Origin of the sequence: Methanohalophilus sp. WG1-DM (assembly GCF_004104135.1) — an archaeon.
GTDB classification, from domain to species: Archaea; Halobacteriota; Methanosarcinia; order Methanosarcinales; family Methanosarcinaceae; genus Methanohalophilus; species Methanohalophilus euhalobius.
This window is the reverse complement of sequence record NZ_RRBA01000004.1, coordinates 84,707-104,089: the sequence shown is the minus strand read 5'-3', so window position 1 is coordinate 104,089 and position 19,383 is coordinate 84,707. Positions and strand designations below refer to the sequence as shown.

At 42.0% G+C, this 19,383-nt stretch carries 15 protein-coding genes and 1 pseudogene; 7 read left to right on the top strand and 9 right to left on the bottom strand.

Annotated features, from left to right (window positions below; genetic code table 11):
• Positions 1–57 precede the first annotated feature (57 nt).
• A complete protein-coding gene (locus CI957_RS04775) occupies positions 58–1,059 on the top strand; it encodes a stage II sporulation protein M (protein WP_128754329.1) in 1,002 nt (333 codons plus the stop codon).
• Here CI957_RS04775 and CI957_RS04770 read toward each other — a convergent pair.
• A complete protein-coding gene (locus CI957_RS04770; RefSeq protein WP_105460765.1) occupies positions 1,049–2,071 on the bottom strand; it encodes a methionine synthase in 1,023 nt (340 codons plus the stop codon). The two genes, CI957_RS04775 and CI957_RS04770, sit on opposite strands and share 11 nt — an antisense overlap.
• A gap of 69 nt (positions 2,072–2,140) precedes the next feature.
• Between CI957_RS04770 and mtaA the strand changes: the two genes are divergently transcribed.
• The gene (gene mtaA, locus CI957_RS04765) at positions 2,141–3,160 is read left to right on the top strand and encodes a methylcobamide:CoM methyltransferase MtaA (RefSeq protein ID WP_128754328.1); all 1,020 of its coding nucleotides are present in this window, start codon (positions 2,141–2,143) and stop codon (positions 3,158–3,160) included.
• A gap of 513 nt (positions 3,161–3,673) precedes the next feature.
• On the opposite strand, the gene CI957_RS04760 is transcribed toward mtaA, so the two are convergent.
• The 7 genes from CI957_RS04760 to CI957_RS04730 form a co-directional block, all read right to left on the bottom strand.
• Complete coding sequence (locus CI957_RS04760; RefSeq protein WP_128754327.1) at positions 3,674–4,165, bottom strand: hypothetical protein; 492 nt, start codon at positions 4,163–4,165, stop codon at positions 3,674–3,676.
• 56 nt (positions 4,166–4,221) lie between these two features.
• Complete coding sequence (locus tag CI957_RS04755) at positions 4,222–5,325, bottom strand: hypothetical protein (protein WP_096712877.1); 1,104 nt, start codon at positions 5,323–5,325, stop codon at positions 4,222–4,224.
• 301 nt (positions 5,326–5,626) lie between these two features.
• Positions 5,627–5,896, bottom strand: a complete 270-nt coding sequence (locus CI957_RS04750) for a DUF1294 domain-containing protein (RefSeq protein WP_128754326.1) — start codon at positions 5,894–5,896, stop codon at positions 5,627–5,629.
• A 5-nt stretch (positions 5,897–5,901) separates the two neighbouring features.
• Complete coding sequence (argS, locus tag CI957_RS04745) at positions 5,902–7,605, bottom strand: arginine--tRNA ligase (RefSeq protein ID WP_128754325.1); 1,704 nt, start codon at positions 7,603–7,605, stop codon at positions 5,902–5,904.
• Between the two features lie 9 nt (positions 7,606–7,614).
• Positions 7,615–8,862: a peptide chain release factor aRF-1 gene (gene prf1 / locus CI957_RS04740; RefSeq protein WP_128754324.1), complete on the bottom strand. Its 1,248-nt coding sequence runs from the start codon at positions 8,860–8,862 to the stop codon at positions 7,615–7,617.
• Between the two features lie 106 nt (positions 8,863–8,968).
• Positions 8,969–9,901 carry a 4-demethylwyosine synthase TYW1 gene (gene twy1 / locus CI957_RS04735; protein ID WP_096712873.1) on the bottom strand — a complete coding sequence of 311 codons (933 nt, stop codon included), beginning with the start codon at positions 9,899–9,901 and terminating at the stop codon, positions 8,969–8,971.
• 39 nt (positions 9,902–9,940) lie between these two features.
• Positions 9,941–11,401, bottom strand: a complete 1,461-nt coding sequence (locus CI957_RS04730; protein WP_128754323.1) for a DNA-directed DNA polymerase II small subunit — start codon at positions 11,399–11,401, stop codon at positions 9,941–9,943.
• A 140-nt stretch (positions 11,402–11,541) separates the two neighbouring features.
• Between CI957_RS04730 and CI957_RS04725 the strand changes: the two genes are divergently transcribed.
• Together CI957_RS04725 and CI957_RS04720 are read left to right on the top strand one after the other, a co-directional pair.
• On the top strand, positions 11,542–12,096 hold the full coding sequence (locus tag CI957_RS04725; RefSeq protein WP_128754322.1) for a signal peptidase I: 555 nt from the start codon (positions 11,542–11,544) through the stop codon (positions 12,094–12,096).
• Between the two features lie 121 nt (positions 12,097–12,217).
• Positions 12,218–13,564 (top strand): lipopolysaccharide assembly protein LapB, encoded by a 1,347-nt coding sequence (locus CI957_RS04720; protein ID WP_128754321.1) that lies wholly within the window; start codon positions 12,218–12,220, stop codon positions 13,562–13,564.
• Between the two features lie 169 nt (positions 13,565–13,733).
• Here CI957_RS04720 and CI957_RS04715 read toward each other — a convergent pair whose 3' ends face one another.
• Positions 13,734–14,969, bottom strand: a complete 1,236-nt coding sequence (locus CI957_RS04715; protein ID WP_105460771.1) for an ORC1-type DNA replication protein — start codon at positions 14,967–14,969, stop codon at positions 13,734–13,736.
• Positions 14,970–15,666: 697 nt separating this feature from the next.
• Here CI957_RS04715 and mfnA point away from each other — a divergent pair.
• From mfnA to CI957_RS04700, 3 genes and pseudogenes are all read left to right on the top strand, one after another.
• Positions 15,667–16,665 (top strand): annotated as a pseudogene (gene mfnA, locus CI957_RS04710) (tyrosine decarboxylase MfnA); the annotation flags it as partial.
• 230 nt (positions 16,666–16,895) lie between these two features.
• On the top strand, positions 16,896–17,996 hold the full coding sequence (locus CI957_RS04705) for a CBS domain-containing protein (RefSeq protein ID WP_128754319.1): 1,101 nt from the start codon (positions 16,896–16,898) through the stop codon (positions 17,994–17,996).
• Between the two features lie 13 nt (positions 17,997–18,009).
• Positions 18,010–19,344, top strand: coding sequence for a TraB/GumN family protein (locus tag CI957_RS04700; protein ID WP_241645919.1), 1,335 nt, complete (start codon positions 18,010–18,012; stop codon positions 19,342–19,344).
• Positions 19,345–19,383: the final 39 nt, after the last annotated feature.

The window sequence follows — 19,383 nt, the reverse complement described above, 5'->3', positions numbered from 1 at the left end:
ATTATACTTCAAGGGTATATTGAAGTTATAGTTAACATTACCAAAAATGGTCGCAACATGTCATCCAAACCAAATTCCCTGATAAAATGGCCTGCTTTTCTGTGGTGTCTGAAAATATTTACCTATTCAGCCACATTGACAGCTTTACTGGCACTGGCAACTTATGCAATTATGACGGCCCTGGCAGAACCTGTAACTATAAATGAGACTATTGAGAGAGCCACCTCCACCGCAACTTCAAAAGTCCATCGGGGCGCAGGATACGTGGGAATTACATGGTCGATATTCCTTTTTAACAGCCTCGCTGCCCTTACCGCTTCGGCAGGTACTGCACTTTTTGTCTATTTCAACCGCTTCCTGTTGAAAGATATCACATCCCGCAGGCAGCATCACAATTATGCAAAAATCTCCATTGCAATGGAAAAAGGACTCTGTCCGATCTACAGGGTACTGGAGTGGCCTGCTGAGCGCTTTTTTGGATTCCGGCCCATCAGTACCCAAACAGCAGAAAATTCAGTATGGAATTATACAGGCTACAGCAGGTATCATTTCCAGCTACTTGCAGCAATAGTCCCATTTTCAGTTCCCCTCCTCGTAGCAGCCGCCAACGGGGCCATTCTGGGAATGCTTTTTGCTTTCCACCTATTCAACGGAGCTTTTTCGGGCTACCAGCTGGCCGGAATCAATGGAATTGTGGGCGGAGCTGTCTATAATATTACTTTTTTCATATCCGCAATCCTGCCCCACGGGATAATCGAAATTCCAGTCATTCTTGCCAGTACTTCTATCGGGTATGTAATTGCAGATTCCAATTGCCGACTTGTAAGGGACAAAAATCTTTTCGTCTCCGATAATATAGCGAACCTGCAGGCCGATATAGCAACAGAAGAGAGGAATACAGGAACAATCCTGTTTTCTGCCTTATTCTGGAAAATTTACTTATTATTTGTACTGTTGCTTCTGATAACCGCTTTCATAGAGACGCAGGTTACACCCCACATAATTACCCGGGCCCTTTCATTCGTGGAGCCCTTTGTATCCTCATTGCTCAATTCCTGAAAGTATCAAGAGCCTCTGCTACATTACCAAGCAGGGTGGAAGCTATTTCCGGAGTCGGCCAGGAACCCAGGCCACAATCCGGCCCGACATATTTGACCCGATCCCCAAATATTCCATAAGCATGTTCCAGACGCTTGAGGATGATAGAGGGAGTTTCCATGTTAGTTACCAGTTCCTGGAGCATTGCAGGCTTCTGCCAGGCATTGGTTGAATATTTTTCATTGAGAGTGGCTACAAGATTGAAAACATCAGTTCGTGCCACACCGGCCCTGAGGAAAGAATCTGTTTCCTCAAGGACTTTTTTATCAATAAGTTCCAGATAGGTGGGATTGGCTGCTGATTCCACACCAATTACATTGATACCTGATGTACGACAGGCAAGCTCGTAGTACAGCGGGGAATGCAGGTGGATCTCTACGTCCACTCCCTTGTGGGAAGCGGTTGCAGAGGCTTTTTCCAGTGCATTTATAATCTCATCATCATCAAACATGACCTGCGGGTTGATACCAATACTGGGTTCATCAATGGATACGGTATGTACATTGAAATTGGATGCCTCATCAATGGCATTGGTTACAAATTTGTCAATGCTTTGTCCAAAGAGTTCCAGTATATCATCATAAGAAGTTCCACCGAATTCCTGCAAGTATAATTCCAGTGGCCCGGTCACACACACACGGACATCGGGTTTTGTACCGGTTTCCGCTTGATACTCTTCTGCAGCTTTTTCAATCGCTTCAAGTTCAATAATCTTCGCGCAACTTGTCTTTACGTCAAAGGGTCCCTCTATACATTCAGGATCATTGAGAACTGAAAGGAATTGCTTATTCATATCCTGAAACTGAGGATAGGTTGCAACGTCCACACCGGCATCCAGTTTTTGCCGGAATGTGGATTTGATGACATCAAAAGCCGCAGGTTCATGTGCGGGTATTGCTTCTCTTAACCACTCTGCACTTATTCCTCCTTGAAGGGGGAAACTGCCGATATCATCGAAAATCAGTTCAGTCATGTTACATAATGAGCAAGCTTCATTAATAACAATTGCGCAATATTTAATGGTAGGAGAATGGAAAGCAAAATGCAATCTGGACTCAGAGAAAACTTACTCAATGTTCTAGCCGGAAACGAGGAAGGACAAATTCCTGTACTATCGGTAACCCAGACAGCCACAAGCGGCCTGATGGAAACTACTGGAGCGTTCTGGCCACAGGCTCACTCCAGCGCATTTCAGATGGCAGAACTCTCTCTGGCAGCACATACTGTAGGAGGACTGGAAGCAATACGCTACCCCTTCTGCCTGACAGTCCTTGCCGAAGCGGTTGGATGTGAAGTTGACCTGGGAACCATAAATAAGCCTCCTGAAGTGATATCCCATCCTTTTGCCGAAAAAGAGGAAAAACCCGATATCCCCCCCGACCTTTATAACAGGGCGAGGGTACCGGTGGTACTGGAAACCACCCGCAGGTTGAAAAACCTTGCACCGGATGTGCCGCTGATTGCAGGAATGGAAGGCCCGGCTACATTGGTATACCATATTATAGGAACACAGAATTACCTGAAGTGGGCTCTTTTCAAACCTGAAACTTTCAAGATGTATATCAGGGAAGCAACCTGCATTTGTGAAGGGTATGCAGAATTACTTTTTGAAGCCGGAGCCGATGTAATCTGCCTGAGTGATACGGTTGCCGGACTGGATATGCTGGATTGTCTGTTATTCGAGACCCTTATCAAACCGTCATATCAGCATTTTACTCATTCCATTGAAGGACCGGTTGTTATGCATATGTGTGGTAATACGACATCCATCCTCTCCTCACTGGCAAACTGTGGTTTTGAAGGAATCAGTATTGAGGAAAGTGTCAGCGTAGCTGAAGCAAAATCTCAGATTGGATCAAGAACCATTCTTATAGGGAACATATCAACAACAAATACCCTGCTTTACAGCACACCGGATGAGGTTGAGGAAGAAGCACTCAAATGCCTGGAGGAAGGAGTGGATATACTGGCTCCAGGTTGCGGTCTTTCACCTGAAACCCCGGTTGTAAACATCAGGGCAATGGAACAGGCAAGAGATAAATATCTGAATAATTTTGAATAAATTATAATTTCAAGATTTACAATCTGTGTCATAGAAAATTTTTTGATATATAAAAAGACGGTTTTGTTTTTAGCAGTGCTAATTAGAGAATGCGCATTTCAAAGATATAATAAATTATTGTCACCATACGCATTATCTATAATTTAATATCAAAAAGAAAGTATAAACTACAAGAAGTAATAATATAAAGCCTATAACAATTTTATATGTCTTTTCCATATCAACCAGTCCTTTTGATCTTTATTCAAACCCAATATGCAAATCTTTCTTAAAATATATTAATAATATGTAAAAAATTAACTGCATATGTTTTCATTCTTTCTTTATCCCCACTCAATTTACTCCAGAGGCACAATCAGACAAGCTTTAAGTATTCTCAAAGCCAATATTACCATACCTTTGGGGATACGGAGTTCAAATCTACTCTGAAAGTTTCATTTAAATAAATCCAATATTTTTTGATATCTACATCTTCTTCCATAGGATCCGCATTATAAGCATTTTGTGTCCATATCATCGAACTATCCCTCTTCGATTGGACGATTCCAGTATTTCTTCAATTCTATAGTCTTCAAACCTTGAAACCCTGTATCTTACAGTATCTCCTATTTCTGCCATATTGAAATCTTCTCTGCTGGCATAGTAAGCATAAGTTTGCCCTTTTCTTACATCATTGACAGGATCATCAGAACTCACTTGTATGGAAACAATATAGTCAATGCTGACATATTTCATATCCATCTGTTCGTGCAATGAATCGTTGATGAAGACATTCCTGTCCTCTGGAGAGAAAAACTGCTCAAAGTCTTTATCCTCTACAAGTATCCAGGGTTCGCCCGGAACTTGTCTGTTCAACAAAATAGTAGCTCCGGTATTTCCACTCATCCTTCCGTTAATCGCTTTGGTTTCAACCACGCCTTCCACCTCAACAGGAATCACATAATAAAAGAACAACAGGAAAGCTATTGTGAGCATTAATAATAGTATCCTATTCAATTTTTCCATGTGCCACCAAATTTCTAAAAATTGAAATATTACTGCCTTTTGGCAGCAATATTTTCTTAATTATAGCTGATGTATGGTGAAGACGTAGTGGACAAAATTTTAGAACTTAGAAAACTTTCTCTAAATATGCCTACACCTTTGACATCCAGTATTTTGTAGTTTCCACTACTATGTTGATTTGCACTACATGTACTCCCCGGGTTCATACCTACAGTAGAAGTCTTAGCAGTATCACTATTACACGTAATCTTCCATTCAGCAATGTCTGTATTTGTACTGCTATAGCATTCTGTCGATACATCTGGTTGAGTATATGTCCAAGTAAGTCCTGCCGAAACTCCCCCAGATCCTCCGGTTATAGTTACACTTTGTGATGTTTGTCCTGTGTATGGTCCGTTTGGCCTATAACTGTACAATTGTGGATTTCCTAAATTACCATCGCACCATTCTTGTTTAGCATAACCTACATCGTTTTTCCATGAAGATGGAGCAAATGCACGATAGCCCGGTTCAAGTCCAAATTCTTGAACAATAGCAAACCAATCTACTGTACTGCTACCGTCATTGTAAAGACAATATAATTCATAATTATTTGTTACTCCTCCATAGGGAGATAAATAATAATCATCATAGAATCTGCATGGATCACTCCATTGCGCTCCACTTTCGGATGAAGTTGGGCTTAAGTTATTGGAAATGAGTTCTGAATCAATATTTGTTTCTGCTTTTTCAAATTCCAAGACTTCAGTATTGTACCACGTTTTTGCCCTTTCCCGAATCTTAGACACGGACTTCTCATCACCAGCAATTCCTACATATTGACTTGTTGTTCCATCATCATTAATTCTAAAACAGTATGCTACAATGCGCCCTCCTTCCGGAACTTGGGGTACTGAGTATATTATTGAATTGTTTGCAGTTCCCTTCTCTTTTCTGTAATTATTGATTACTGTTTCTCTTGTCCCATTTAATTCTTTTATTGAAATTGGGTTTGAGAAATTTTGCACCATACACACAAATTTTTTGTCTTGATGTGAATGTACTATCTTATCATCTAGTGCTTCATCAGTACTTTGAGCACTCACAGCCGGCACAAATGCCATGCTCACCAGCAACATTGCGACCAGCAGTCCAAATCCAAGTTTGTTGTTCTTTTGCATTTTATTCACCTCTTAGTTTGCCCAAGAGGCAGAAGCAAGCAAGTTTTAAGTACCCTCAAAACCAATATTACCATGCCTTCGGGCGATACAGGGGTTCAACTATTCTCTGGTGGGTTGAGTTGAACCTCACATTGTAAAATAATCTAACTCCTATATATACTCTGGTATTATGTATACATGTGTTACCCATTGAGCTAACACATAATAATGTGATTCTCCGGATCTGGATGCTACTATCCAAAAAATATTGCGGAGATGTCAGATTAAGAAAGCTGACAAAAGGACCCTCTAGATTTTAATTTTAAAAGAATTTCAGGTAAAGATAAAGTTCCAGAATAAGAATTACAGGAATGCCCAGTTTGAACTTCCAGCGGCGAACCTTATGCCTGAAGATGTACATGCCTGCCAGGATACCCGCACTGCCCCCTGCAAAGGCGCAGGTGAAAAGGAATTTCTCCGATATGCGGTAAGATCCCTTTACAGCTTTTCTCTTATCAATTCCCATTATCCCAAATGAAAAAAGACTGGCAAGGCCAATATAGGCCAGTATCAGGTGTTCGAGGACAGACATGGGTGTCACATTGATTCTGGAGCACCCATACCCAGGGTATCCAGTACATTGGCCAGCACTATCCGGGCACAGTCCACAAGACCCAATCTGGCATTCCTGAGTTCTTCAGTTTCGGCACCCAGTACAGGGGAGAAACGGTAGAACTGGTTGAAAGCATCCGCCAGATCCCTGCCATAAATAGCGATTATGTGAGGTTTGAGATCGTCTGCAGCCTGTTTCAATACTTTATCAAATAAAGCAATTTGTTTTATCAGGGTAATCTCGGATTCATCGGTCAGTACTGAAGGGTCCGGGTTTGATGCAGGATCCCAGATTCCTTCCTCATCGGCCTTTTTGAGGATACTGCTTGCCCGGGCATGAGAATACTGTATAAAGGGCCCACCCTGTTTTTCGAAATCAAGGGCTGCTTTCCAGTCAAAGACCGTTGATTTTTCCGGAGAAACCTTGATTATATCATACCTTACAGCACCGATACCGACCATACCGGCCACTTCTTCCATAAATTCAGGTGACATTTCAGGGCGGCGCTTTTCAACTTCCTCGAAGGCTCTTGCTTCTACTTTGTCCAGCAATTCATCAGCGGTTATGAACTGACCCCTGCGGGTACTCATGGAACCCTCGGGCAGGGATACAAATTCAAAGATTACAATGTCAGGTTCCTTTAAGCCCAGAGCGTTGAGGGTAGCTTTGAGCTGGCCTGAGATAAGTTTGTGATCCGCTCCCAGAATATCAATTACCCGATCTGCCTGCATGGCTTTCCATTCATGATAGGCAAGGTCCCTTGTAGTATAAAGGGAAGTACCATCCCTGCGCTGCACAACCAGGGTTTTTTCAAATCCGTAATCGGAAAGATCCACCACAAGGGCTCCATCATCCACATAAGTGCGACCGGTTTTTCGGATTTTATCCACAATATCCGACACTTCCCCCGAGCGGACAAAACCGGATTCATTAACAAAAGAATCATGATGGACATTCATACGAAGTAAGGTACTGCGGATACCTTTTACAGCAAGGTCCACGGCATCATCAAAGCGTTTTATGACCTCCTCATCCCCGGATTCCACCAGCTGCATCAAATTATCGATGTGTTCAACCAGCTGGGGATTATCTTCAAGCCGGGCATTGGCCTTGATATATACATTGGCAATAGCATGATCCGATTTGAGATCGGGATCCATTTCGAAATGTTCCAGGGCCCAAGAGACTATAGCAATCTGCCTGCCCATATCATTAACGTAATACTGGGCATCCACATCATAGCCGGTTTTTCTCAGAATCCTGGTCAGAGTGTCACCTATTATGGAATTGCGTATGTGGCCCACATGCAAAGGACCATTGGGATTGGCTGAAGTGTGTTCCAGCAATATTTTTCCTGAATAAAAATTTCCGCCAAAATCTTCCTTTTTGCTTCTGACAGTCTCAAAGGTACGGTCAATATAGGTCCTGCTGGCCTTGATATTGATGTAGGGCCCAGTAGTCCCGATACTTTCTATCAGACAATTTTTTCGAAGCTGGACATTTTCCACGATCTGATTTGCTACTTCCACCGGACTTTTCCTGGCAACTGTGGCCAGCTTGAAAGCAACCCTGGAAGAGAGATCTGCGTGCTGGGAAGGCTCGGGGGCTATCTCCATCGGTTCAAAACCCGCTCTTTGTACGGCATTTTCCAGTACCGATACTACCTGCTTAACAAATTCAAGATACAAATGATCACCTTACATACCTGTATTATACCGCAAAATCGCAACAATGCCGCCAAAAGCATTGAGAAGCTGGCCACCTTCCTCAAAATCAGTTGATATAAAAGCCACCTCACTTCCCATCTGATCGCTCAGTTCCGAGAGTTCATCCACGATATCTACCCTTTCGACAACTTCCAGGGAAGACCCACATTTAGGGCAGTTACCAAAGTCATCTACACTTTCCTGGTCCGGTTGATTTTCCCGGGTTATATTGTCTTCATAATCCCCGTTGGTACACCTGAGCTTTATTCTTTCAGACCTTAAGTCCTCGGATATCAGCAGTTTTTCCACGGCCCCTATCATCAGGTTCTGACGCACAACTTCCTCACCATAGGCAGCCTTTCCGGAATCGGATACCAGTTCCTTGAAAAACTTTTGCATCAGGTTCTTTTCAACCATCAGGTCCAGGTCCTGCAGACGCTCACTTGCAGCATTGACAAGTTCCTGCAATCCTGATTCATCGGTGTAGGCCACATCAAAGAGTCCCAGTATTTTCCTTTGCAGCTCATGATGCAGGAATTCCCCTGATTGGAATTCTTCCTTGGTCGGGGAAGGCCCACCCAGCAATATTCCCTCAAAATCCTTCATGTCAACCGTCAGGAAAATTTCACTGGCCGCATCTCCTATACGCTTGTAGAAATCGTGTATCGCTATAAGCCTAAGCTGCTGGAAACGCTGAGCACTCTGACCCCCTTTCCTCTGTTTACCGGGAACTGTAGAGGTAAGGTTACGATAGGGTTCTATATGTTTACCTGTAAGTAAACCAATTGTAGCTTCCCTTCTGTCAAGCACAAGCAAACCATAGGTCTTGGCATCCTTGAGCATCCCTTCCAATGGTTCAAGGAAAAAGGCAGAGTCACAGTGATACTTATAGATCGTGATCGGCTGGGGAGGAATTATGGTTGTGGTTTCCATATTCGTTTTGTCCGCACCTATATCCACAGCTCCGGTAAAATAAACGATACCGTTTTCCGGGATCTCAAGATATTTAAGACGGGAAAGCAGGGAATCTATTGCAGACTGCACATTGGTCCTTGTGACCTTGGATTTAATGTTGGAAGCCTGACTATGTTCAGTCTTAAGCTGTGAGGTCACATCAGACAGCTGTTTGTCAGGCGGTATGTAAAGGGATATGAGTTCAGTACCCCTTCCCTTTTTGTTTCGGAGGGATTCAAGTTTTTTCTTGAATTCATATTTCTCATGAGCAGATTGTTCGGCCATTGTAAGGATACTCCATAATCAAAAATTAATCAAAATGTCGGGATATTCGCTATGCTCTAGGCTTACCATATAAGCCATTATTATAAATATAAGTTATGACAGTGCGTCAAACGGGTAATTTAGAAGCGATAAATTTTCCATCACGACAAAGCATGACAACACGACTTATTTCAACCTGATCGGTAACTTCATAACCCAATTCATAGCCGAGCTGATTTGCAAAATCAAAGACTTCTTCATGATCTGGCATGGCATCCCTTTCAAGCCGGTTTCTGGAAAAACCCAGGTGCATATAGGCTTTGACTTCAATAATATCAGGCTGTGCCTTTCTGATAAGGTCCGCATAACCTTTCACATCAAACATATTCACACCCTTGATTAAGGTAATACGAATAGCAGTCCTGCATTCTTTATCCTTAAGGACACTGAGGGATTCATTTATGTTATCCCACAAGCAGGGGTCCTTTGGAGAACAAACCTCCAGATAGGTCTGCCTGTCAGGAGCATCCAGGCTCATGTAGAGTTGGGAAGGTTTAATACGTTTGACCATTTCAACAACAGTGCCGTTGGTTACCACAAAGGTACTCACACCTCTGCTGCGAAATTCTTCGATCAGTTCATCAAGATAAGGATAAAGGGTGGGTTCACCGGATAGGGAGATAGCCACATGTGCGGGTTCATTGGCCTGTTTCCACAATTCTCTTGAGGCAAAACCTCCAAAACCCGAAATGAGGTTGCGCTGACCTTCTATTGAAGACCCCATTATTTCCACTGGAGAATCCCATTTTGAGGGAGTTGGGACATCAAGCTCAACCGGCCTCCAGCAGTGCAGGCAACGCTGGTTACAGCACAGGGTAGGAGTCATCTGCAAACATCTGTGGGAAGCTATCCCATAAAAACGGGCTTTATAACATTCTCCTTCCTCACGCACAGCCCTTCTCATCCACAGACATGTTTTGACAGCTGAATGGGATCCTGCAAGTCTGTATCCCTGTTTTTTTATTAATGTATCAATATCAGGTAATAAATCTGAAGCCATCCGGACTAACTCTTAACTGGCATTATATAAAATGCACGTTCAAAACTGCAGCATGGTCGGCTGGAAAGTGGCAAGATCAACCACCGGCACCCTTGCAGGTTCGGGTACCACATTCACCCGCTTCTGGAATTCGGTCTGGTCCTGCCAGGTTCCTGAATTGATTAGCAGGGTCCCCCTGTACTGCTTCACCCCTACGGTATGGACATGTCCACAATGCAGTATATCGGGTATGTGATCAATCACAAAATGGTCAGTCTTCTCCGGGGCTATAGAAACCCTGCTGCCATAGGTAGGGGATAGATGGCGACGCTTTACCATTTCCAGCATTGCTTTTTCCGGTTCACTGTAGGAGAGTCCCTGTATACTCGCCACAAAATCATCTATTGAGCGGCCATGGTACATCAGCACAAGTACACCATCCAGATCCACCAGAGCAGGATTGCCCACGAATTTTATCCTCGGATCAAACATTTTCCTGATACGCTCCGGGAATGTGGGCTGGGGTTCGGCCTGGCGCACAGCATCATGGTTACCAGGACCAATAACTACTGTGATATCAGAAGGTATCTGGTTAAAATAGTGGGCAACTTCCTCATACTGATCATAAATATCCGGTATGGTAAGTTCTTCTTCCTGTCCTGGATAAATACCCACCCCATCTACAATATCACCGGCAACCACAATATAGCGTAATTGCTGTGCTATTTTGTTAAGCTCCGGGTTTTCCGATTGCCTCTTGACAAAAGTCATGAAATCTTCCCATTGCTCCTGCAGGAAGGTATTACTGCCTATATGCACATCTGAAATGAAAAGAGCTTTTCCCTGGCTACCGTTTTTAGATAAACCCATATTGGGCAGATCCGGAAAAACAAGTTTTTTGGCTATCAGGAGTTTGCCGTCATTGGTGAGATTGCCACTTACTCCCACCACATCATCCAGGACAAGTTTGTTCGATTGCTCATAAATATCCTTATCATTCATACTGAAAAGGACCTGGAAGGAACCCGTAGGGTCTTCAAAACGTACCAGCCGATGACCATTGGATGTATTTTTAATCTCCGATACCATACCGATTATGGAAATCTCATCCCCGGGCACACGTCTGTTTCCTTTCAGGCTTTCCATGGGTCTGGCATTGACCCTGCCGCGGATCATCTCACTCAGCCGGCTGTAACGGTTGCGGAAATACTGTACAAATTCCATGTATTCCCCCACACAGGTGGAACAATCGGTTATATCGCAAAGCACCGAAATAGGATTTGCAGAAGTTGTTTTTGAAACAGGTTCCTGTTTGCATGGAATCTCTGTTTTTCTTACTTCTTCAAATCCCGTGAAATCAATATCCTCAACGTCTATCACGAATACCGAATCATCCACACTTCCCAGTATGTGATTGATAAGGGCATGGGGATTGTGGTGAGAAGTTATAAGCTCGGCTGCCTGAGGACTTACCTGGTAGCCTGCTTCAAGCAAATCGGAGAGAAGAGACATTTCTTGCATTACAGACCTCTGTATTGATAATGTAGTTACAAGAATTTTCCTGTATAACAATACTTTGGTAAACATTATTCTACTAGAAATAAACCAATAAGTTTAACTTGATACAGACAAATTTGGTTTGTCAATTTGGAGAAATATTCATGGATATCAGGGAAATAATTGATACTTTTAAAAACCGCGATAATTTTTGGGTGGGAATCATCCGTGACGCTTTATCAGTACTGGTTATTCTTGCACTTATCGGCGTCCTCTCCCAGCTATTTTTCGGGTTATGGACTCCAATGGTTGCAGTGGAGTCGGGAAGTATGGAACCCCACATGTACAGGGGAGACATAATCTTTATCGAAGATCTGGACAGGACACAGATAGAAACACTCCGGAATGCACCTGCGGACTATATCTCATTTGGAAAAAAAGGAGATGTCATCTTATACCGACCCTACGGCCAGAAGGGGGTGACCCCGGTAATCCACAGGGCTATGTATTTTGTTGAAGAAGGCGAACCAATGTGGGAAGGGGGACCTAAAGCTCCACATGAAGGTTACATAACCAAAGGGGATAATACGAAAACAAATAGCTACTATGACCAGCAGGGCCAGATCAGTTATCTTTCTCCTGTAAAAGAAGAATGGATTATAGGTGTTGCCCGGTACAAGATTCCATATATTGGACATATCAGGTTACTATTGTCCTGATATTTTAATAATGACATCCTTATTTATCAAAGTATTTGTTAATGTGTTACAAATTGTAGATAGTAGCAGAAGGATGGAAAACACGGATATGCTGCTTTTATGTTTTTGGAGGATATAATAAGTGAACTACGAACACAATATTCAAGAAATAATGAAATCTCTGAATAATAAACAACGATGTGACCTGATCGAGTACCTCATATCAAATGACCCGGAGGTTCCTTATTTAATTCTGGAGTGGTACAAAGAAACACTGAAACTGTCAGAAGATTCACTCCAAAAGGAAAGTTCTGAACAGCTGGATAATGCCCTGTTAATGGAATACTGGGGATATGCAGGATACATCATTTCTGAATTCAATGAGTATGGCGGTGGGCCGGAAGAGAAAGAGGAAACAGCATATTATTGGCTTGATAAACTTTCCGAACTTATAGAAGAGGGAAACATATCCCATGAGGCAAAGATATCTTTTATGGATAGTGCATTTATTGAATATAACAAGTATAACTCCGGTTTTGAAGACAGTTTGACAGAGATATTTTTTGAGTTGTGCCAAACAGAAGAGGAATGGAGATATCTGATTGCAAAACTTAATAAAAACCCGTCGGATTGGAATAAAAATCTTATTATTGAAATACTTCGATACCATCTTAACGATAATGATGCTTATCTGGAATTTCGTTCAAAGAATCTTGAATACGGAATTGATTACTACCAGTTGGCATGTTTTTATGTTGAACATAACAACATTAAAAAGGCTGTGGAAACTGCCGAAGAGGGCCTGTTGAAAGGAAAAGGACGCCTTACAGAACTGTTTGAGTTCCTGTTCGATCATTTTGCCGAAATTGGGGATATTGTAAATGTGGAACGTATTGTTCACATTGCAGTGGAACGTAGAGAAGATGAAAAGGAAATGCTGAATAAACTATTCGATTACTACAGGTCACAAGGTAACTATGGAAAAGCCAAAGATGCTCTTTTGAGATCTTTTGCATATGATGGTGGCAATAAATACAAAGAATACAGGAAGATCAAAAGTTATCTCAAAATTGAAGACTGGAATAAGATCGAACCTAGTATTTTCGAATCTCTCAGGGACAGGAATGTAATTGCTTATCTGCATGTCTGCATGGATAAGGGCATGAAAAATCAGGTAATGGATATGCTGATAAATAGGTTGGAAAATCCCCAGTTGAGGTTCCGGTCCGATGAACTCGATGATTTCGCAGATCAATTGAAAGACGAATTTCCCAAAAGGGTCATAGAATACTATTGGCAGAAAGCCTACTGTAACATCCCGGGAGGAAACAGGAAAACTTACAGGATTGCAAATACCTATCTGGATAAGGCCAAGGAGATATACATTGACATATTAAAGGAAAGGTCTATGTGGGATGAAAGGTTAAATGCTTTGAAATTTGAATTTAAGAACAGACCCGCGTTCCTTGAAGAAATAAGCAATTTGTAAAATTTAAACTTTTTATACTGACATTGATCAATAATGTTAGCATACCTATCACAGAATGTCATCTGGATAGGCTACTAGGAATCTCTTGATAATCTACAATTAGAAATACAAATTGTAGTTATCTGTAGGAATCACATACTTAACAACAAAGTATCTCAATAATTCCGTTTCAAAGATGCATCTGGGCTGTCAATACCGGTTTAAAATCGGCCAGCATATTGAGGCGATAATCTTCAAGCAATACTTTTTTGGTGCTTTCAACAGGCACACTCAATATAATTTCCTTGGTACGGCCATATCTGCCCTTGCTCACGACTATAGCATTGAGGATACCCAGCATATCAAGTTCTGAGATGAGATCGGTGACCCTTCTCTGGGTCAGGATATCGGTATCAACATTGCGGCATAACTGCCTGTAAACGTTATACACCTCACCCGTTGTCACATTACGGTGGCCATTATTGCGCAGCAGCATTACACTATAGAGAGCTAGTTTGGACTGGGTAGGAAGAGTGCGTATAACTTCCACTATACGATCCACTTCGATCTTTTCCTGAGCCTGCCTGACGTGTTCTTCCTCGATTATGTTCTTCTTCTCACGCTCGGCTATTTCTCCGGCAACCCTCATAAGATCAAGAGCACGCCGTGCGTCCCCGTGTTCCTGTGCCGCAAAAGCAGAACATAGAGGAATTACCATATCATCCATACTGTTTTCCTTATAAGCAATAGCAGCACGCTGCCTGAGAATATCACTTATCTGTTCGGCATCATAGGGTGGAAAAATAATTTCCTCCTCTCCCAGAGAACTTTTTACACGTGGATCCAGAAATTCAGTGAACTTCAGATCATTGGAAATACCTATCATGCTTACCCGGGCATTTTTAAGATCCGTATTCATCCGGGAAAGATTATAGAGGACATCATCCCCTTTTTTTATCAATTTATCAATTTCATCAAGAATTATTATGATTACCTGTTTGCGGGTATCCACTGCCTCTTTAAATCGGAAAAAGACCTGATCTGTAGGCCATCCTGTCATAGGGACATCTTCACCGAATTGTTTTGCAAGATTAGCCAGTAACCTGTACTGTGTATCTATTACTTCGCAATTTATGTACAGCACATTACATTGTACATTGAGATGATCACTTTTCCTTTCAAGTTCAATACCCACATATCTAGCAACAGCAGTTTTACCTGTACCTGTTTTTCCATAAATGAGAATGTTAGAAGGTGTATGACCTTTCAAAGCTGATACCAGTACCGTAGCAATATTATTTATCTGGTTACTACGATGAGGAAGATTTTCCGGTGTATACGCAGGTCTCAACACTTCCTTATTCTTAAAAAGGGATTCTGTCTCCAATAACTCTTCAAATAACCCATCAAGTGAACCATTATCCATCCAAACACCTTCGATTTGTAATATGCCAATACCGTATAATCGTTTTTTTTAGTAGATTGAAACCAAAGCGGGTACCTCCTCTTAGCAATATTTGGTATATGCAAAAGGACGTAATTTTTCCTCTGTTAGTACTCTAATGGAAATATAGGTATCTATTCTTAACAGTTATGGTAAAGACCCCTTTGTTTCAACTGCACCTATAAAATAAATTAAATATTCTGGATTGATATTAGAAATGTTTAAACGACAAAAAAGGTAGACCCCCTTTGTTTCGCTTGGAAAGTTTATAAAGGGGAGAGACCCTATGGTTTCAACTGGAGATAAGGAAAAAATATGAAATACATATTTTTAATATGTTGAAAAAATATAGCAGTGTAAGTAGAGAGGTTTTAGTATATAAAACTTTGTTTTACAAAAATCCCTTTTTTCAAATTGAACTATGTTTCCAATAGAAACTATGGGGTGCCCCTCTAGCAATTCCTGAAATTTTAAAAATCTCAAAATCAAATCTAACTCAAAACGATTATAATTAAAAAGCTCTTCTAGGAAAAGGATTCCCATGTATAACAATGGCATCACAAGAGATTCAGTTCTAAAGGAATTATCTCAAAAAAAAAACAGGGATAGTGATTACAGGAAAGTTCTGAGTTCCATGTGCACCTATCCTCATGAAATAGCATAGCATGCTCATTGTACTTTCATCGAAGCTAATATGGGAGATCCAGGTCTTTTTCAGGGAACCTTTGAACTGGAAGAACAGGTCGTAAAGATGCTGGGTGATATGTTACATCTTCCGGATGCCTGTGGTTATATCAGTACAGGAGGTACTGAATCAAATATCCAGGCTGTAAGAGCTATGCGTAATCGTAATAAATCAATTGTAAATCCTAACATTGTTGTTCCTGATTCAGCTCATTTTTCCTTTGATAAGGTTGGTGATCTTTCAGGTATAGATATACGCAGAGCGACTCTTTCTGACAATTTACAGGTGGATCCGGATGCAGTTAATTCCCTGATAGATAGCAATACCGTAGGATTGGTGGGTATAGCTGGTACTACCGAGTTTGGGCAGGTAGATCCTCTTGAAACCCTTTCTGGCATAGCTATCGAAAAGGGTTTACCTTTCCACGTAGATGCGGCTTTCGGGGGCTTTGTGCTGCCTTTCCTCAAACCTAAATATAAATTTGATTTTGAAATTGCAGGTGTATCTTCTGTAACAATAGATCCCCACAAAATGGGTCTAAGTACCATTCCTTCAGGAGGATTGCTTCTGCGCCACAGTCTTGATCTTGACAATCTGACGGTAAAGACCCCTTATCTTACTGTAAGCAGTCAGTATTCCCTGACAGGTACCCGTAGTGGAGCAGCTGTAGTATCCACTTACGCAGTTATGCGCCATCTTGGAAGGAAAGGTTATGGTGCCATCGTACAACGATGTATGGATATGACTGACAGGCTTGTTGCAGGAGCCAGGAATATAGAAATCCAGCCGGTGATAGAACCGGTGATGAATATCGTGGCTCTGGATGTAGAGTCACCAGTTGAAATCCAAAACAGACTTTACGAGGATTTTGGATGGCGTGTTTCTCTTACGAGAAATCCGCAGGCACTAAGATTGGTTATCATGCCCCATCTGGATAATGAGATTATAGATATGTTTCTTGCGGATCTGGATGCAGTTGTAAACCAATCTTGAAAATAAAAAAATAAAAAGGGTGCTTGGTATCACGGTTGAGGGGATGATCGATGGCACCTAGCCTTGAAACTTGTAAAGGCGTGTGCCCATCGAATCCGTGACTATTTTCTAATAGGTCGACAGGGTATATATTTTAAAACCAAGCGTTGTGAAAGTATTATTTTGCCGAACACTGCTTAACGTTAATGGAACTAAATAACTAAATAATAGGAACTTTAAAAGGTTCAGTTATGAAAACTTCTTTCAAAATCGGTACTGTAATGGGTATTCCTATATTGATCCATATTACTTTTCTTATTGTACTGTTTCTCTTTGCATTTGTTTTTTCAAGTGTACCCGAACCCGTTGGATTTGCAGATGTCCAGCCTGCCGTATTGGGTTACGGTCTGTCTCTCATGTTAACGATTCTGCTTTTTACATGTGTACTCTTGCATGAGCTGGGTCATTCCTATTTTGCAAAAAAATATGGGGTTAAGATAGATAATATCACCCTTTTTTTGATAGGCGGTGTATCTTCCATGGAAGAGATGCCCCGTGAACCCGGCCAGGAAGCTAAGATGGCTTTTGCAGGACCATTTGTAAGTTTTTTGATTGGTGGTATCCTGTTTGGATTAAATTTTGTGATAGATATGGTGGTTGCAGGTTATTCTAATACCATACCTTATCGTCTTGTGTATATCCTTGCTTCCATCAATATTGTGTTGGGGGCATTTAACTTGATTCCTGCCTTCCCCATGGATGGTGGCCGGATCTTGCGTGCATTTTTTGCCCGCAATATGAATTATATACAGGCAACCCGTAACGCAGCGAATGTCGGTAAATTTTTTGCTTTTCTGATGGCACTTCTGGGTCTTCTTTCCAATCCCTGGAATCCCTGGCTTTTGTTGATTGCGGTATTTGTTTATATGGGAGCCTCAGGAGAGGAACGTTCCACTGCTGTTACCCGTACCCTTGAAAATGTCAAGGTAAAGGATGTGATGAGCAGTGATATTATTTCAGTTTCTCCTGAGATGAACCTGGAAGAGCTCGTACAATTCATGTTTGAGCATAAACACATGGGTTATCCCGTAATCCAGCACAATGTTTTAAAAGGTATTGTTACGTTTACGGATGTACATAAGGTAACGCAACTGGACAGGATAAGTACCCTCGTTTCCGATGTGATGACAAGAGATGTGGTTACTATCTCACCTGATGATAATGCATCGGAAGCCTTCAAAGTCCTGAACAATAATAATGTGGGTCGCCTTGTGGTAATGGAAGATGGAGAGGTTATCGGCATCCTTTCAAGAACAGACCTTATGCATACAATGACACTTCTAAGTGAGTAAAACAGGGATTTTAATGGCTAAGTATATTACCGATTCCCGGCAGGACACCATGAGTTACAACTATGAGAGCGCCACCAGCTCTTCAGAAGTTTTGGAACACGATTTTTCAACAGATTCCACTTCTGAAAATGTGGCTCCTGCTCCTTCCAGGATAAGCCTGGTGGGAACGGCCCATGTTTCGGAAAAAAGTATCCGTGAAGTAAAGGAGACAATTCACAACCAGCAACCTGATGTAGTTGCGGTTGAACTGTGCAAGGGCCGCTATGATGCCCTTAAAGGTAAGACCCAAACCTCGGATATATCTGTTAAGGAACTGCTTGCAGAGGGTAAGGTCTATTTTTTCCTGGTCCATATGCTGCTTGCCCATGTCCAGAAAAGGATAGGGAAGGATATGGGTGTACAGCCCGGTGCTGAAATGTTAGCTGCGATTGAAGCAGCAGAGGAAATAGGGGCAGATGTTGCCCTTGTGGACCGGGATATCCAGGTTACTCTCCAGCGTTTCTGGGGAAAAATGGGTTTGATCGAAAAAACAAAAATGGTAGGGACCCTGATAGCCGCAGCCCTGGGAATTGGAGGCGGCGATGAGATAGATATAGATAATATCACCGAGCAGGATACAGTTACAGTCCTGATCGAGGAATTACGTCATACATCCCCCAATGCTGCAGAAGTACTGATTGATGAGAGGGATGCCTACATTGCGGGCAGCCTGGCAAGAACGGCTGCAGGTGGCGGTAAGAATATAGTGGCTGTTGTGGGTGCGGGTCACAGGAGTGGTATCGAGAAATATCTCTCCGACCCCAGGACCATACCCCCGTTATCCTCGCTGGTAACCCTGCCCAAGAAACGCTTTAGTTTGATGAAGGTATTCGGTATCGGTATCGTGGCTCTGGCACTTGCTATCTTCCTTTTGCTTATCATTTCAGGTACTTCTATCGAACTTTTATTGATTGCTTTTGGGTGGTGGTTTGCAATAAATGGTACACTCAGTGCTCTAGGAACGATTATTGCAGGTGGCCACCCCTATTCGATTGCAACATCCTTTGGTGTGGCTTGGCTGACTTCCTTGAATCCCATGATGGCTGCAGGCTGGTTTGCAGGTATTGTGGAAGCAAAACAGCGCCATCCCACGACCGATGATCTCAAGGAAATAATGAAGCTTGAAACCTTCAGTGAAATGAAGAAGAATAATTTCTTCAGGGTAATATTAGTAGCTGGTCTTGCAAATATTGGAAGTGTAATCGGTAGTATAATTGCACTATATGTAGTCGTGACTATAACAGGACTTGATCCCAGAGATATTATTGAAGCGGGCCTTAATAACCTGATGATAAGACTTGGTATTTAAATAATGAGAGAAAAATAGGATATTTGGTTATTGTGCTAC

Excerpts from the sequence above, each read along its gene's own strand:
- CI957_RS04775 (WP_128754329.1), top strand. The coding sequence starts at position 58 with ATGTCATCCAAACCAAATTCCCTGATAAAATGGCCTGCTTTTCTGTGG.
- CI957_RS04770 (WP_105460765.1), bottom strand. The coding sequence starts at position 2,071 with ATGACTGAACTGATTTTCGATGATATCGGCAGTTTCCCCCTTCAAGGA.
- mtaA (WP_128754328.1), top strand. The coding sequence starts at position 2,141 with ATGCAATCTGGACTCAGAGAAAACTTACTCAATGTTCTAGCCGGAAAC.
- CI957_RS04760 (WP_128754327.1), bottom strand. The coding sequence starts at position 4,165 with ATGGAAAAATTGAATAGGATACTATTATTAATGCTCACAATAGCTTTC.
- CI957_RS04755 (WP_096712877.1), bottom strand. The coding sequence starts at position 5,325 with ATGCAAAAGAACAACAAACTTGGATTTGGACTGCTGGTCGCAATGTTG.
- CI957_RS04750 (WP_128754326.1), bottom strand. The coding sequence starts at position 5,896 with ATGTCTGTCCTCGAACACCTGATACTGGCCTATATTGGCCTTGCCAGT.
- prf1 (WP_128754324.1), bottom strand. The coding sequence starts at position 8,862 with ATGGCCGAACAATCTGCTCATGAGAAATATGAATTCAAGAAAAAACTT.
- twy1 (WP_096712873.1), bottom strand. The coding sequence starts at position 9,901 with ATGGCTTCAGATTTATTACCTGATATTGATACATTAATAAAAAAACAG.
- CI957_RS04730 (WP_128754323.1), bottom strand. The coding sequence starts at position 11,401 with ATGCAAGAAATGTCTCTTCTCTCCGATTTGCTTGAAGCAGGCTACCAG.
- CI957_RS04725 (WP_128754322.1), top strand. The coding sequence starts at position 11,542 with ATGGATATCAGGGAAATAATTGATACTTTTAAAAACCGCGATAATTTT.
- CI957_RS04715 (WP_105460771.1), bottom strand. The coding sequence starts at position 14,969 with ATGGATAATGGTTCACTTGATGGGTTATTTGAAGAGTTATTGGAGACA.
- CI957_RS04705 (WP_128754319.1), top strand. The coding sequence starts at position 16,896 with ATGAAAACTTCTTTCAAAATCGGTACTGTAATGGGTATTCCTATATTG.
- CI957_RS04700 (WP_241645919.1), top strand. The coding sequence starts at position 18,010 with ATGGCTAAGTATATTACCGATTCCCGGCAGGACACCATGAGTTACAAC.